The organism is Plantactinospora sp. WMMB334 (assembly GCF_049179095.1).
GTDB lineage: Bacteria > Actinomycetota > Actinomycetes > Mycobacteriales > Micromonosporaceae > Plantactinospora.
In genome coordinates, this window is the sequence record NZ_JBMHME010000002.1 from 5,369,909 (window position 1) to 5,385,530 (window position 15,622).

10 protein-coding genes and 1 pseudogene are annotated in these 15,622 nt (G+C 65.2%); 10 read left to right on the forward strand and 1 reads right to left on the reverse strand.

Features of this window, described 5'->3' with window-relative positions; translation table 11 throughout:
• Positions 1–257: 257 nt before the first annotated feature.
• The 8 genes and pseudogenes from ACN27G_RS22940 (at position 258) to ACN27G_RS22975 (ending at position 6,901) form a co-directional block, all read left to right on the forward strand.
• Positions 258–554, forward strand: coding sequence for a hypothetical protein (locus tag ACN27G_RS22940; protein ID WP_421494831.1), 297 nt, complete (start codon positions 258–260; stop codon positions 552–554).
• 107 nt (positions 555–661) lie between these two features.
• Positions 662–853: a flavin reductase gene (locus tag ACN27G_RS22945; protein ID WP_421494832.1), complete on the forward strand. Its 192-nt coding sequence runs from the start codon at positions 662–664 to the stop codon at positions 851–853.
• A 419-nt stretch (positions 854–1,272) separates the two neighbouring features.
• Positions 1,273–1,776, forward strand: a complete 504-nt coding sequence (locus ACN27G_RS22950; protein ID WP_421494833.1) for a hypothetical protein — start codon at positions 1,273–1,275, stop codon at positions 1,774–1,776.
• Positions 1,777–2,008: 232 nt separating this feature from the next.
• Positions 2,009–2,872, forward strand: a complete 864-nt coding sequence (locus ACN27G_RS22955) for a TIGR02391 family protein (RefSeq protein ID WP_421494834.1) — start codon at positions 2,009–2,011, stop codon at positions 2,870–2,872.
• Between the two features lie 230 nt (positions 2,873–3,102).
• Positions 3,103–3,744 (forward strand): SIMPL domain-containing protein, encoded by a 642-nt coding sequence (locus ACN27G_RS22960; protein WP_421494835.1) that lies wholly within the window; start codon positions 3,103–3,105, stop codon positions 3,742–3,744.
• 35 nt (positions 3,745–3,779) lie between these two features.
• On the forward strand, positions 3,780–4,229 hold the full coding sequence (locus ACN27G_RS22965; protein WP_421494836.1) for an SRPBCC family protein: 450 nt from the start codon (positions 3,780–3,782) through the stop codon (positions 4,227–4,229).
• Positions 4,230–4,557: 328 nt separating this feature from the next.
• A pseudogene (locus ACN27G_RS22970) lies at positions 4,558–6,194 on the forward strand (IS1634 family transposase).
• 251 nt (positions 6,195–6,445) lie between these two features.
• Positions 6,446–6,901 carry a hypothetical protein gene (locus ACN27G_RS22975; RefSeq protein ID WP_421494837.1) on the forward strand — a complete coding sequence of 152 codons (456 nt, stop codon included), beginning with the start codon at positions 6,446–6,448 and terminating at the stop codon, positions 6,899–6,901.
• 347 nt (positions 6,902–7,248) lie between these two features.
• Here the strand turns inward: ACN27G_RS22975 and ACN27G_RS22980 are convergent, their stop codons facing one another.
• On the reverse strand, positions 7,249–10,956 hold the full coding sequence (locus ACN27G_RS22980; RefSeq protein ID WP_421494838.1) for an NACHT domain-containing protein: 3,708 nt from the start codon (positions 10,954–10,956) through the stop codon (positions 7,249–7,251).
• Positions 10,957–11,543: 587 nt separating this feature from the next.
• Here ACN27G_RS22980 and ACN27G_RS22985 point away from each other — a divergent pair.
• Both ACN27G_RS22985 and ACN27G_RS22990 read left to right on the forward strand, forming a co-directional pair.
• Positions 11,544–13,751 carry an ATP-dependent nuclease gene (locus ACN27G_RS22985; RefSeq protein WP_421494839.1) on the forward strand — a complete coding sequence of 736 codons (2,208 nt, stop codon included), beginning with the start codon at positions 11,544–11,546 and terminating at the stop codon, positions 13,749–13,751.
• Entirely contained in the window at positions 13,748–15,610 is a 1,863-nt protein-coding gene (locus ACN27G_RS22990) for a UvrD-helicase domain-containing protein (protein ID WP_421494840.1), read from the forward strand. Before ACN27G_RS22985 ends, ACN27G_RS22990 begins: the two co-directional genes overlap by 4 nt.
• Positions 15,611–15,622 lie beyond the last annotated feature (12 nt).

Genomic DNA, 15,622 nt, shown 5'->3' on the forward strand with positions numbered 1-15,622 from the left:
ATCGCAAGCGCCCCGTCCGGGAAGCATGCCCGCTTCGTACCCGTCGGGCAGGGCGCCAACGGGGCGGCGCATCCGGTAACGACCGGCGTGCCGCCACGTTCCCCCAAATTGCCGGACGAGAGGCATTCGCCATGAGACACTCTCGCAATTCCCGCCATCGCCGGGCGTGGTGGCGCCTCTGGCGCTACTGCCGATGCGGCTTCCGATGGGTCTGTCCGGACTCGATCGACCTGGTACCGATGCCGTACGAGCCGACGGTGTCGCCCATCAGCCGGCACGACTTCCGGCGGGCGGTCAGGAACGAGGCGAGCAGGATCGCGATCGCACGGCAGTCCCGTACCCAGGCCCGGGACCGGGCCACACCGGAACCGCCGCCACCCACCCCTACCTCCGTCCCGCAGCCGGAGCACCTGCGGAACGACTACCCCGACTCCCGGCGTGAGCCCCGGCGCGACGGATGGAACGGGCCGACCTGGGCGCACCTGGCCAACGGCCGGGCGGGCGGCCTGACTCCGGCTCAGCAGGACCGGGCCAGGCATGCCGAGCGGGTGTAGCCGTGATCGGGCCGTGGGCGCGATGGGAGCGGCACGCGGCACGGCGTCGGACGGCAGCAGCCGGCGCGGTCGGGCAACACGTTCCCGGGGACAGGTACGCCTGCCGGGTGTGCGAGCACGACTGGCCCTGTCAGGACGCCCGGCTGGCCCTGCTGGTCAGCTTCCAGGGTGACCGGGTGGGACTGATGATGTATCTCGCCGCGCACCTCGCAAACGCCCTCGAAGCGCTGCCCGACCGGAATCCCTCCATGATCGTCGGACAGATCCTCTACTGGGTCCCCCGGCGCCGACACTCCTGACTTTCCTGGTTCCCTTCGCGCCCTCTTCCTCCGGCGCGGCGCGAACGGAACGGCGGACCGATCGGCGGCGGTCCGCCAGGTAGAACCCCGGGCCGTTGTCGAGTCCCCCGAAGGCGGCCCGGGGTGCCGGACTGCCACCGCTGCCGGGACAACCACCAACTCCCTCGGCCGCCGGGCTTGACTGGCAGGAGTGCTTCATGCGCTGTAGCAGCAGCGGGCTTTCGCCGGCATCCGGATCTGCCGATGAGCGCACGTCTATGACTCGTCGCAGAGCTTGAGTTGGCGGTCTTGGCGGGGGTGCTTCTCGCAGCCTGGCATGCGAGACCGTCGGGCTGGCTGAGCCGTCACCAGTGAGCCTGGGCCTGGCCGGGCTAGACTCTGCGCCGCGAAGGATCCTTCGGTGGAGCGAGGCGGCCAACATGGACTACACCGGTGCAGACGACGTGAGGACGGCGCTGGGCATCGACAACTGGCGCAAGCTCAGCAAAGATCATGTTCTGCAACTGGTGGCCATGATGCCCGACCTGGATAAGGACGTCCGGCTGGCGGTCCTCAAGCAGCTCCCCGAGATTCAAAAGATCCTCGTCAAAGCGATGACCACCGTGCGGAAGGTGCACGAGGCAACCCTCGCGTCCAACGACAAGAGCCAGGAGAACGACTACCAGGGGCGGCGGGAGGCCAGGGCGTCGATCATCGCTCAGCTCGAGCGCGACGACTTGGACCCGGAGACCCGTAGACATCTGAATGATCTGCTCATGCAGCTCAGCGATAAGGACGCTGAGAAGGATTCTGAGAACAAGCGTTACCTGGATCGGTGGATGACAAAGTCGGCGATAAGCGTCACCGCCGGCGTTGTGCTGGTCGGTGTAGCCATCGGCGGCAAAGTAGGACTTCAACAGGGTGGTCCACTGCGCAAGTCATGACTTTTTCGGTCGCTACCCAGGGTTGCCGTTAGGTAGGCATTCCGTAGGCGTGGCACCGAGGAGCGCCAGCGCTGCAGGCCGCCCGTCAACCACTGGGAGGACGTCGAGCAGTCGTGGATGGCCCGTAGGTCGCGGTGTTCGGCATGATGAGTTCCCCGAGGCGTTCGAGTACCGGCAAAGTCTCAGCCAGGTGAAAGAGCGAAGCCTGTAGGGCCCGGAGGAGTTGGAAGTGATGGCTGGGTACAGCACCGACTACCTGAAAAGACTCATGGACGCGATCGAGGCGTTTGAGCGGGCTTTCGATAGTTGGATGGTCACTCAGGAAGAGTCGGATCACCTTAGCTCCCGTGGGCTCTTCCCCACTGTATGGACGAAGGAGCGCCAGGATCCGGCTGAGCTGCGAAGGCTCGAGCTGGATGTCGCGGAGACCGCTGGCGCGGCCGCTCGTGCGGTGGCTGTCACCGGTGCGTACATCGCCGTTGCCGGCATCGGAACTATTGACCCAATCGCAAACTGGTCGCTGATGTCAGCTCCCAAGGCGCTGATAGCGCCCAGCGACGTGCGCATGACGGCGGCGACGGTTCGTGGTCGACTAAGGACCATGATCAGTGAGGCCGAAGCTGCAACGGTATCCGGTGCACCGGCCTTCGCTCCGTCTCAACTGCATCCCCTTATCTGGTCAGCGGCCGCTGACCACTGGACTACGCATCAGTATCGAGTCGCAGTGCGTGAGGCCGCGGAGGCATTGACCGTGGAGTGGAAGACTCGGCTTGGTCGCAACGACGTCGACGACACGGTGTTCTGGCAGCAGACGCTCTCGGCGGGCGACCCTGAGCCGCAGAGGCCAAAGCTGGCTTGGCCCGGAGACAAGTCTGATAAAACGAACAAGAGCATGCGTGGCGGGCTGGAACCCTTAGCGAAGGCCCTGAATCAGCTCGCGACGGGACTGAATCTCACGATACGAAACGTCACCACGCACACCCGAGACGAGCTCTCCGAACAGGAAGGCATGGAGCGGCTCGCGGCCTACAGCTACCTCGCACGCCTCCTCGACGAGTGCGAGGTTCGCCGCGCTGAGAACGCGGCCGACGCTTGATGGACTCCTACTGCAGTGATGTCCACACATGCCGCCGATCGAGCGTTACTGTCGGTAGTCGGCTGGTGGGGATCTGAGAATGCCCGGACTTGCCGAGAGCGGATGTCGAATGGGCCCGCTTCGCCGCCGCCTCGGCGGTGTATGCCAGGTGCCGATGGCGGGCGATCACGTCGGGTTCTGCAGGCCGAGCGGGACAACGCTCGGTGGGAGGCCCTCGTAAGATCATCGTCATGCAGCTGATCGAGCGACCGTGGGGCGTCACCGCGTACGGCGCGGCGAGCGTAAAGTCCATGCCGGACATGGTCCGAGCGAGATTCCGGGTCGTGCGGGTGGAACAGAAGCCGTCAGATGCATTCAATACGGCAGCCGAGGCGGTGCGTGCGGTGCGTCAGGCGCTGCGAAACTATGGCATTCCTGACAGTGCGGTGGAGCGATCACGGCTGGATCTCAAGAGTTCGTGGAGCGGCTATGGCGCAGACCGGGTGTTCCTCGGCTATCAGTGCCAGGCGTCGTTTGCCATGGAGTCGGGCCGTCTGGACGTCGTTCAGCAGCTGCTCGATGACGTTGTAGCCGCCGGCGCGAACGAGATCGAGGCCGTTGACTTCGACGTTACGACGAAGGCTGAGATGCGCGCGGATGCTCGGCGTCAGGCGGTAGCGGCTGCTCGACGGAAGGCCGAGTTGTACGCCGAGGCGGCCGGGGTTCGGCTCGGTGCTGTCGTGCACATCGATGACGTCGATCCAGAAAACGTGGGCCACGAACGTTACCGTGGCCATGGTTCGGGCAGTGAGGCTTCCGCTCAGGATCTCGCACCCGGGCATGTAGTGGTTTCCGCTGCGGTGATCCTTGGTTTCTCGATCACCCACGACTGATACCGCGTGCCGACGTGCCAACGCTGATTGAGATAGTGTCCGTCATCGACGCTGCCCCGAACGTGGTGTTCGACCTAGAACTTGATGTGAACGTTCACGCCGCGTCTCTGCACGGCAGTCAAGAAACGGCCACAACCAGCACAGGTCGACGGCGGCTCACGCTCGGGGACGACGTCACCTTCCACGCTCGGCATTTCGGTCTGTGGTGGTGCATGACCAGCCGTATCACCGCCTATGAGCGCCCATCACGCTTTGTCGACGAGCAGACACGGGGTCCCTTCAGCGCACTCCATCATGAGCATCTCTTCCAAGTCCTCGATGGCGGCGAAACGCAGATGACTGACCGCTTGACCATCAGCGCGCCCTTAGGGCCGTTGGGAGCGGTGGCGACCCGGGTTTTGGTCGCGCCGTATCTGCGACGGCTACTGAAGCAGCGGGCAGCCCACATCAAGTATTTGGCGGAAGCCAGCGACCGCAGGGCGTGACGATCGCGGGTGGCATGCTCATCTGCCGCCGAGCGAGCGCGCCGAAACGCAGGGAATTCCGCCACCCTCCGTTGATGTCCGGCGCAGGCGTCGGCTCGATCCCCGCGCACGCAGGTGCCGATATCCGTGCATTGTCGGCCCTCTACGTCGATAGGTAGTAGGTAGCGATCTGCCCGGTCCGGCGCCGTCGTGATCCTTCGCACGGCCGCCTTGATACCTGAGTTTGGTCACCGGCTCGCGGCGCGACGGTGGGCAGCGCGCTGACCTGGGGTGTTGGGTGTTGGTGGGTTGTTTCTGAGGCACTAATTGGTGTCCTACGCTCGGTTTCGTGGCGTGGATTCGGCGGGTGCGGACGGCCTCGGGTGCGACGGCGGTGCAGATTGCCGAGTCCGTCGGCGGATCGTTGCTCATCTGGGCTCGGCGCATACCGAGGCCGAGTTGGGGCTGCTGATCTCGCAGGCCCGCGAGCTGCTTGAAGATCCCGGGCAGGGCGAGTTCGAGCTCGGCATCGAGCCGGTCGCGCGGAAGGCGACGCTGGTCGGCCCGGCCGGTGACGCGGCGCTGTTCGACATCGAGGGCTCACCGGATCGTGGGCCGGCGGCGGTCGCCGCACCGCGGGTGGTGTCGACGGCGTCGCGGGTACTGTACGACGTGCTGGCCTCGGTGTTCACATCCCTGGGCTTCGACGCCCTGGACGACAGGGTTTTCCGGGACCTGGTGATCGCGCGGATCGTGGAGCCGACCTCGATCCGCGACACCGGCCGGGTGCTGACCGACCTGGGCCGCGAGCCGGCCAGCGAAAAGACGATGCGCCGCACCCTGACCCGCGCCCACACCGACGCATACCGTGACCAGATCGCGCGGCTGTGCTTCGCCCACGCCCTGAACAGCGGCGACGTCAGCCTCTGCTTGTACGACGTGACCACGTTGTACTTCGAGGCGGACAAGGAGGACGACCTGCGCAAGGTCGGGTACTCCAAGGAACGACGCGTGGACCCGCAGATCGTCGTCGGGCTGCTGGTCGACCGGCACGGGTTCCCGTTGGAGATCGGCTGCTTCGCCGGCAACAAGGCCGAGACGCTGACGTTGCTGCCCATCATCGGCCAGTTCCAGGCCCGCCACCACATCGCGGGCATGGTCATCGTCGCCGACGCCGGCATGCTCTCCGCGGCCAACCTACGCGAACTCGACGCCGCCGGCCTCGGCTTCATCGTCGGTTCACGCACCACCAAGGCGCCGATCGACCTGGAGTCCCACTACCGCTGGCACGGGGACTACTTCACCCACGGGCAGATCATCGACACCGTCACCCCCAAAACCGGCGCCAACCGGGACAACGACCCCGCCCTCAAGGCCGAGCCGGTGTGGAACCCACGAACGCACACGTCGGCGTGGCGGGCGGTGTGGGCGTACTCGGCCACACGCGCCGCCCGGGACAACAAGACCCTCAACGCCCAAGAGGCGAGAGCGCGGGCCGTCATCGCCGGGGAGAAGACGACCCGAACCCCGAGGTTCGTCACCGTCAACGGCGACGCCCGCACCCTCGACGAAACATCCCTCGCAAGGGCACGGAAGCTGGTCGGACTCAAGGGCTACGTCAGCAACATCCCCCACACCGTGATGAGCCCCAGCGAAGTGATCTCCAACTACCACGACCTGTGGCACGTGGAGCAGTCCTTCCGCATGTCCAAGACCGACCTCGCCGCCCGGCCCATGTTCCACCACACGAAAGACGCCATCGAGGCACACCTGACCATCGTGTTCACCGCCCTGGCCGTCACCCGCGAAGTCCAGACCCGCACCGGACTCGCGATCCGCAACGTCCTCCGCCAGTTGCGACCGCTGCGCTCGGCGACCCTCGCGATCAACGACGCCACGCAGACGTTCCCACCCCAGATCGACCCCGACCGGCAGGCCATCATCGACGCCCTCACCACAAGCGGACCTCAGGCACTAACGAAATGACCGAACTCGGGCGCAGGGCGTGACGATCGCGGGTGGCATGCTCATCTGCCGCCGAGCGAGCGCGCCGAAACGCAGGGAATTCCGCCACCCTCCGTTGATGTCCGGCGCAGGCGTCGGCTCGATCCCCGCGCACGCAGGTGCCGATATCCGTGCATTGTCGGCCCTCTACGTCGATAGGTAGTAGGTAGCGATCTGCCCGGTCCGGCGCCGTCGTGATCCTTCGCACGGCCGCCTTGATATGATCGTCCACCATGTCCGATCCGCCATCGCAGTCCGTGCGGAAGAGCAAGGCTCACCGGCTCAGTTGGACCCTGCCGGTAGTGGCTGGCCTACTTCTCTTCTGCGGGCTGCCGCTTGGGTTCGCTCGGTACTCCGACCGCAACGAATCACGCGAAGCGGACATGGAGATCGGTCGGTATCTGACCCTCGTGCAAGAACGCGATCGCGCTGGCGCCGACGCGATGCTCTGCGGCGGAGACGACACGAGCGCCGCCGATCTGCCCCGCATGAACCAACCGGATTGGCGCCTCCCGCTCGTGGAGTCCTTCGCAATTGTCAGCACATGGGATTGGTCATCGGTGATAGACGGCCACGGCAGGGGCTACCGAGTCCGACTGGTGTTTGCCGGTGGATCGGCCGCGGAGGTAGAGCTGGCGGTGGAGGTGATAGCAGACGACCCGTGCATCGCTACGGAGATTCCTTTCTAAACGAACAGACCTCCACCACCGCCGCTGAGCGGGGCCGCCGACGGCATCCGGACCTGCCGCGATCCGCTCGTCACCGTGGGTGATGACGGTGCTGGTCATCAACTTTCCATTTCCGGACGTGTCGGTGGAGTGCACCGGAAGTAGAGGTGACACGGCGATCTCGGAGGAGCCCAGCGGCCGAGCTATCGATACCGCAAGGTCGATTGCTCCCCGTGGCTTTGGCATCCCGGACGGCGCAGTAGATCCGGCCCTTTCTGGTGCGGTGCTGAGTAAAGTGGGTGACCCTATCCCGGTCCGGCGCGTCGGCGGTGAACGTCGTTGCCGTCTTCGGCGACGGGTTCCGCGCCTCAGCCGTTCGGATGCAGGAAGGGAGACCTGCCCGCATTGCCGGGTATTTGCTGCCAGTAGCACCAGGCCTCCCAGTCTCCCAGAGAGGCCCTCGACTCGAGTTCCTCGTTGCGACCGGTGGTCGCGAGGAGCAGAGCGTAGGGCTCGCTTGCCTCACTGAGGCCGCGATCGACCCACGGCCTCAGAACGTCGAGTGCGGCGTCGGGCTCTCCGGTGCGGGCGAGGAGGCCGGCGAGGGCAATCGCCGCGGGCTCGGCCTCCTTGCGCTCGGGTCCCTCCGCCCGGCGTCTGAGTTCGGCAACGTCACCGGCGGCGGCGAGCCTGCCTGCCTGGTAGCGCTCGACATAGTCATAGCGCCACGAATTCTCGGGTTGTGCCGCCATGTAATTCAGGACGTCGACGACATCATCGGTGTATCCGTGTTCGATGGTCAGCAAAGGGAGAATCTGCTTCGCTGCGTCGTCGCCCGCCTGTGCCCGTTCCTGCACGATCTCGACACCCTCCGCGACGCGTTCATGCTGAGCGAGAAGCGCTGCGAGGCGGAACGCGGCGATGCCATCGCCGTTACTTACTCGGGTGCGCAGCAGGCCTATTGCCACAGATAGGTCACCGCTACGGGCTAGGGCGTCGGCCAGATGCCGCGTGGCGGAACCGTTTCCGCGTGTCGCTAGGTCTCGCAGCCCCTCAATGTCGCCCTGCCGTGCCAGTAGCGTGGCCAGCCGGTCACCAGCCTGCTCGTGTCTGCTCGTCATTGTCCGGATGTCGTTGATCCGCCCTTGAGCCTGTAGCAGGTCCAACAGGGCCACGGCCGCGTATTGGCAACCCGCATCGGAGCGTGACCGCAGTTCGTTGACTGCTCCGCGAGCCAGGAGAACGGTGGCGAGTCGGTCCGCTGCGTGCGCGTACTTGTGACCCCGACCCGCTGCCAGCTCGCGTAGCTCGTCGATTCGGCCATGTACGGCGAGGAGGTCGGCGAGCCACTCGATCTCTAAGTCTCTAATCCGCCGACCGCGGGAGCGGAGGAAGGCGACGGCTCCGTCGACATCGCCGGCGCGCACGTACGTATCGACGACGAGACGCCGCGAGGAAGCCCTAAGCGGGGTGATCTGATCGTGGGCGAAGGCTATCGCATCGGAAGCATCAGCGTGAGCGAGCAGGAACCGGGACATCCACTGGCTGGAGTCACGGTCACCGGCCCTGCTCAGCCGGTGGCGCAGGTCGGCTGCACCGCTGAGATCGCCTTCCGATTCCAGCAGCGTGGCGAGCTTCCGCGCCGCCGCCCAGTCACGAGCCTCGGCCAGGCTCCGCAACTCATCCCGATCCCCATGGTCGGCTAGGAGATCCGCGAGGGCTGCACCCGCGTTCGGACTCCGATTCTTATCGGCCAGAGTACGCAGGCCGGCGAGGTCGCCCCGCTCGGCGAGGATAGCGACCAGGGCGTTCTCGTACGGATTGGCGTCCTCGGTCGAGTCGTCCACCTGACCCGCCCAGCGGAGATAGCGCCGGGCGAACGCAAGGTAGCGGCCCGGTGTGGCACGCCGGCGCAATTCGTCGAACGCCCCCATGGCGACCAGCAGCCCGGCGAGCTTCTCGGCACCTTTGACGTCGAAGGCGCCCACCGACCGCTTGAGCGTATCGGCAGCTCCAGCCAGGTCACCCTGCTCAGACAGCACATCAGCGAGTTCGTCGGCGGCAACACGATCCCCACCCCGGGCCAGCCGGCGCAGAATGTCCGGTGCCGCTTGCCGTGCCAGGTGGTTCTGCAACAGAACGTGCCGGAACTCGTAGGCCGTCCCGGATCGGCGCAGCACTCCGCGACGGTAAGCGTCGTCGAGGAAGGTCCACAATCGCCACGGAAGATATCCACGCCGGACCAGGCTCAGGTGCACCACGCGAAACCGCAGCCATGTCGCCCCACCGGCGGTTGCCGCCGCGATCAGGCCAAACGTCGCTGCAACCATCCCACCCAGTAGAAGCGGACGGGGAACGACCTCGAACCTGGCCCAGGCGGCTGCGCCGATGAGTCCGAGAGTCGCGTAGGAAATGCCCGCCAGAACCGCCTGCCGGGCGTTACTCCAGAACCCGTGGGTGGGAGCGCGGCTGCGAGGGGCGACATTCGGCGGCCGCACGCCAAGGAAGACAGCGGCGACCGTGCCCGCGCCGAGACCAACCGCAGCTCCGCTGAATACCTCGCTGAACGCCAGACCGAGGGCCAGACCGCACGCAAGCCCCAGACGGAGGTGGCCGAAGATGCGCGACGGCAGACCGTTGCCGTTACTTGTCCAGGACGCCGGCGGCCAGCTTGCCGGCCACAGCCGGCGAAAGCCCTCAGACGTGGCCGTCTTGCCGGCAATAACGACGGCTGCGCCGAGCTGAGCAGCACCCCACCACCCGCCTGCACGGAAACCCACGACAACGACTGTCACCAGGACGAACACGGCCGCCAAGCGGCGGATGAAGCGCCTGCGTCCCCGCAAGGGGCGTTTGCCCAGTCGCCACCATTCAATTTCCCGACTGTCGGTACGGCTCAGGTCGTACGCCAGGAAACCCAGCCATCGCCGGGGTCGGCGAGATGCTTCATAGACCGTGTCGAGGAAGGTGTCCAGGAGTCGCCCAACGACGGCCTCAGCGTTCCGCACCGCGAGCAGAGATTCTGGCCGGCTGGTCGGATCCCGATAGGCGATCCGAGCGACGTTGACCATGAGGGGCGTGGACAGGGCGGCCGCCAGGGCGCTGTCCGGATTCGCACGGAGGTAGGCGAACACCGGTTCCCAACGGTGGCGACTAGGCGCCGGCTCCGACAGAAACTCGATCACCGCGTCGAGGGTGACGGGTTCGATCTCAATAACAGCGGCGGCCGCCACGACCTCCCCTGATTCTGCGATCGCGCGGTCGTATTCGGCCGCCCGGCAGGTGACGACTAGGGGGCGCCCCTCGGCCGCATACCGGCTCACTACGGTCAACGCCTGCGCCAGCCGGCCGCCAGGCAGCTCGTCCAGCCCGTCTAACACCGGAATCAGCAGCTTGTCCTGCAACAGCCTGCGAGTTGTGATGTCATCTTCGCCCGCGTCGACGCGCCGGACGATGAAATCCTCGAGGCTCTCTTTAGGCTCCCAGGAACTGACAGGCAGCACCACCGGAACCGCGTCACCTTCGACGCGCAGCTCCAGCAACTGCAGGGCAAACTCCATGGCCAACACGGTCTTGCCGGCACCCGGCGCACCGAGCACCATCAGCTGCCGTCGCGGCAATTCCAAGAACTGCTTGGCAACCGTTGACACGTTGCCGGTTAGCGGCATCCGCTTCCAGCTCCTGCCGCTGGCGGTGCCGAGCACAACGTCGCGCCCTGCGGCCGCCCGCGCCGTGGAGGACCACCTGATCATGATGGGCGCCGGCTGCCTGAGCTGACGCGCCACCGCCTCTCTCGCCAGATCCGTGCCGACCGCGCGCGCCAAGTCAGCCAAGACATGCCCAGCCCGGTCCCCGCCCGCCTGCCGCACCCGCTCGGTCAGCACAAGCGCAGTGCCTATCGCGCCCACCAGCAGGGCCAACACGTTGGACCAGCCGACCCACCGTTCGAACTCGGGCCCACCGGCCGCCCCGGCCGCTCGACCGACGATCCAAATGCTCAGCCCGACGAGAGAGACGGCGATGAGCAGGCGACCCGCGCGCTGCAACCCTTTCACCGCGCCGCCGCCATGGGTCAATTATCCTCCAGGTGGAGGGCAAGCCGGTACCCACGCCGAACGCGGCCCACGCATCGCACCGCCTCGTCAGGCCGCCATACCCGTACGCCCGCGAGCGGCGGCGCTCCGTCGACGAGAGTGCCGTCTCGCGACCACTCACTCACACACGGGAGCTGGGCCGATGAGCTCCCTACGCCGTGAACGGTCACCACGTTGCCGGTTGCCAGCCGCAGCCCGGCAGGATGACCGAGCTGAGTCCGAGACCCTCTGTCATGAACTGGCGGGTGGACGAGCAAGATCCGACGTACGGCTTTGCCGCCGGGCGAGCGTCACGTTGAGTGATGGAGTGCGGGTGGAGATCGACGCGCGGTCGTGCCGAGAAGAGTGCGTTGCCCGGCCTGGTCTTTGAGGCAGCTCATCGTCACCCGAACGGGTGAATATCGAGGCAAATGCTGTGATTATTATCGATGGTTTTAGGTGTTCTACCTCGGTCATTCTACTTCTATCGTGGTGGGTGGTAGCGATCTGGCGAAACGCCGATCGCGAAGAGGGTCTATCATTCGATGGCCCGCGCGCTCCCGTGGCGCGTCTGTCCGAGCGGAGCGGTGTTGTACATCAAGACCTTCCGGGTAAGGAACTTCCGCCGGCTGCGCAAGGTCGGAATCGATCTTGACCCGGAGACGACGATCTTCGTCGGAGCGAACAACAGTGGAAAGACGTCTGCAGCGCAGGTCTTCAGGTTGTTCCTCGGCGAGAGCAAAGGCCGTTTCCAGCTTTATGACTTCACGTCCGACTGCTGGGATGCGTTCGATGCTTTCGACGCGGCGTCGGACGATCCTGAGGGACTCCCGCGTATCGAGCTTGACATCTGGCTGGATCTGAAAGGTGACGATGTCAACCTGCACCGGGTGATCGACTTCCTTCCCGATCTGAGCTGGTCTTCGGAGCTGGTCGGCGTCCGGCTGTCCTACCGGCCCAGGAGCGGCAAGCAGCTGGTCGAGAATTTCGAGGAGTGTCGTAACAAGATCACGGCGGCCAGTCGCGCGGAGGGCTCGGCGTATGAGCCGTGGCCGCGTTCACTGACCGATTACTTGACGCGCGAGCTACAACGTGAATACGAGATCGCTTATGCGGTCCTGGACGCTGGCCAGTGCGATGAGAACTTCGAATTCATCGATGGTTATAGCCCGGATTGGGTCAGCGGTGGCGAGAGCAAGCTCGGCCGCAAGCTCGATGGCCTAGTCAGGATCGACTTCCTCGATGCCCAGCGTCACCTGGTTGATGGGGAGAGTCGTGGCCGGGCGGAGGACCTTTCTCGGAAGCTGAGCGGCTTTTATGCTCGCAACCTCGAACAGCGGGAGGCTGACCTGGCGGCGGTCGCCGCTATCGCGGACTCGGAACTTCGGCTCAACCAGCACTTCGCGGAAGTCTTCGAGTCGACCCTGGACAAGCTCTCCGACCTCGGCTACCCGGGCTTCCAGCACCCGCGTCTGGTGGTAAAGGCATCATTCAACGCGCAGACCGTTCTCAGTAGCGGAGCGCGGGTCCACTACGCGCTGCCCGCAGGCGACGGCTCTGGCGGCGGGGCCGAGCGAACACTGCCTGACCAGTACAACGGGCTGGGCTTCAAGAACCTCATCTACATGGTCGTCGAGGTCCTCGACTTCCATCACCGGTGGATCGACGCAGACGGCGACCGCCCGCCGATCCACCTGGTATTCATCGAGGAGCCCGAGGCTCATCTACACGCCCAGCTCCAGCAGGTGTTCATCCGGAAGATCCGTGAAATCCTTCCCGATGCCGACCCGGCCTTCACCACACAGATGGTCGTCACTACCCACTCCGCGCACGTCATCTACGAGAAGTCGTTCGAGCCGATCCGCTACTTCAAACGAACCGGTCTGGACGGCAACATTCACCACACCGACGTCAGGGACCTGATGACGTTCAGGGGCGCCGCGGAGGAAGCCACGCGGCACTTCCTTCGACAGTATCTGAAGCTCACTCACTGTGACCTGTTCTTCGCTGATGCTGCAGTCCTGGTCGAGGGAAACGTCGAGCGTCTGCTTCTTCCGTTGATGATTCAGCAGTCGGCGCCCGAGCTGCAGTCGTGCCACCTGACAATCCTGGAAGTGGGTGGGGCCTTCGCCCATAAGTTCCGGGAACTCGTCGAATTCCTTGGCCTGCCGACGCTGGTCATCACCGACATAGACAGCGTCCACGGACCGAAAGCAGACGATGCTGCTGCCGCGCCTGATGCGAACGGGTCGGATGATGCCGACGGGCGGGAGTGCCGGGTGGCGTGTATGACCACGAAGGACGACGCCGTCACGAGCAACGAGACGCTGGCGACCTGGATCCCAGGCATCCGGCCGATCGCCGATCTCCTCGACCTTCCCGACAAGGACAAGTGCCCGCTGTCAGGAGGCAATCCCGGCCACGTCCGGGTCGCGTACGAGACGCGCCAGGCGGTCGAGTGGAACGGCGAGCGCGAGGATCGAGCCGGCCGTACTTTTGAAGAGGCCTTCGCCCTGGAGAATCTGACCTGGTGCCAAGACTCGAAACAAGCAGACCTCGGCCTGTGCGTGCGGAAGGCAGCAACGATGTCGTTGGATCAGCTACACGAAGCGATCCACCGACGCGTGAAGAACCTCGACAAGACAAACTTCGCCCTCGCGCTGATCACTGCGAACCCGGCAGAGTGGACCGGGCCGCGCTACATCGTAGAGGGCCTCGATTGGTTGCGTGATCAACTTACGGTGGAGACGTCTGACACCTCACGGTTGACTGAGATCGACGCTGAGGTGGGCGGATGACCAAGCGCATCGACGCCCGGGACACCGACGCCGATCGGGCCCTGCGTGCGATTCTCGACCAGCGCGGTAAGAGAGGGTTTGTAGTAAACGCCGGGGCAGGGTCCGGAAAGACGACCTCGCTGGTCAAGGCGCTGGCGTATGTCGCCAGCGAACGCCGCGAGCAGCTACGTGCACGCACCCAGCAAGTTGCCTGTATAACCTACACGGAAGTCGCTGCTGCCGAGATCCACGACGACGTTCACGACGATCCGCTCGTCTACGTTTCCACGATCCACGGTTTCCTGTGGGATTTGGTCGCACCGTTCCAGTCCGACATCGGCGCCTGGATTGAGGGCCAGCTCACGGCCAAGCTCGCTGAGACCGCCGAGAAGATCGACAAGGCTAGGACGTCCGCCAAGCGCGAGTCAGCGGAGCAGGACCGTGACCGCTACCAGCGTCAACGCGACGCCCTGCGATCGGTGCGCAGATTCACCTACGGCGTCGGACCTGACTACGGCAAGGGGCAGATCGGGCACGCGGACATTCTCAAGATGGTGCCGCACATGCTGATGAGCCAGCCGCTTCTGGCGAAGGTGGTCGCCGCACGGTTCCCGATCATCTTTGTCGACGAGAGCCAGGACACGGAGACAGAAGTCGTCAGGAGTCTTACCCACCTGTACCGGACCGTTTCGGGTGACTTCCTCCTGGGATTCTTCGGCGACCCCATGCAGCAGATCTATGCCACCGGCATAGGCCGGATTCCGGCGGAGCCCGACTGGACCCTGATCAACAAACCGGAGAACTTCCGTTCGTCACGGCAGGTGCTCGAGGTTGTCAACCGCGTCCGGGCCGCCGGCGACGGAGACCAGCAAATCCCGGGCCGGGGCGAACTGACCCCGGAAGGACACGCCTACTTCTTCGTGCTGCCCACAGATGCCGACCGCGCCGCCAGCATGGACACCGTCCGCCGGTGGCTCGCGCATCGCACATCCAATGACGCCTGGACCAGTGTTGCGCCCGGCGGCGCCAAAATCCTTGTAGCCATGCATAAACTCGCCGCTCGGCGACTCGGCTTCGCTGGCCTATACGCCGCCTTCCACCAGTCGAAAGCCCCAGCCGCGCTGTCCGCTGGCTTCGACGAAGGCACAGCCTGGCCCATCGCACCGTTCGTGAACGTAATCCTGCCACTGTGCGAGGCAACGAATGCCGCCATAGCGCCGCGGATCCTGCGCAAGCACAGCACGACGCTGCGAGACGGTATCGCCGAACCGGGAATCGCGCGTCAGCGCCTCGCCGCGGCACGCGAAGCAGTGCGGGAGCTCCGAACGCTGGTAGCCGAGGCTGGTGCAAGCTCGGTGGGAAAGGTACTGCGGCACGCGTACCAGAAGGGACTCATTGAAGCAGTCCCGCTGCTCTCCCGCTACCTCGACCCCGACGGGACGCACAGCGATCAGGTGCTCGGTGAAAAGACCCGGGAGGTCCTGGACGCATTCATGGCGTGCGACGTCAATGAGCTGGACGGATACCTGCGCTACGTCAGACGCGAGTCCCCCTACTCCACACAACATGGGACCAAAGGCGCCGAGTTTCCGAACGTCATTGTCCTGCTCGACGACTCCGAAGGCACACTGCCAGCCCACTCCTACGACAAGCTTCTCGGACTCGCTGAGCTTTCCGACACCGATCGTCGTAACAAGGCCAGCGGCAAGGACACCACCGTCGATCGGAGCCGGCGACTCCTGTATGTCTGCGTCTCACGAGCACGAAACGAACTCGCCGTCGTTCTCTACGCCATGGACGTGGACGCCGCGATCTTGTCTCTCAAGGCCGCAGGTCTAGCAGACCAGCCACTGACGATGGACGACCTATCGGCGACCTGACGGCAGCCGCGT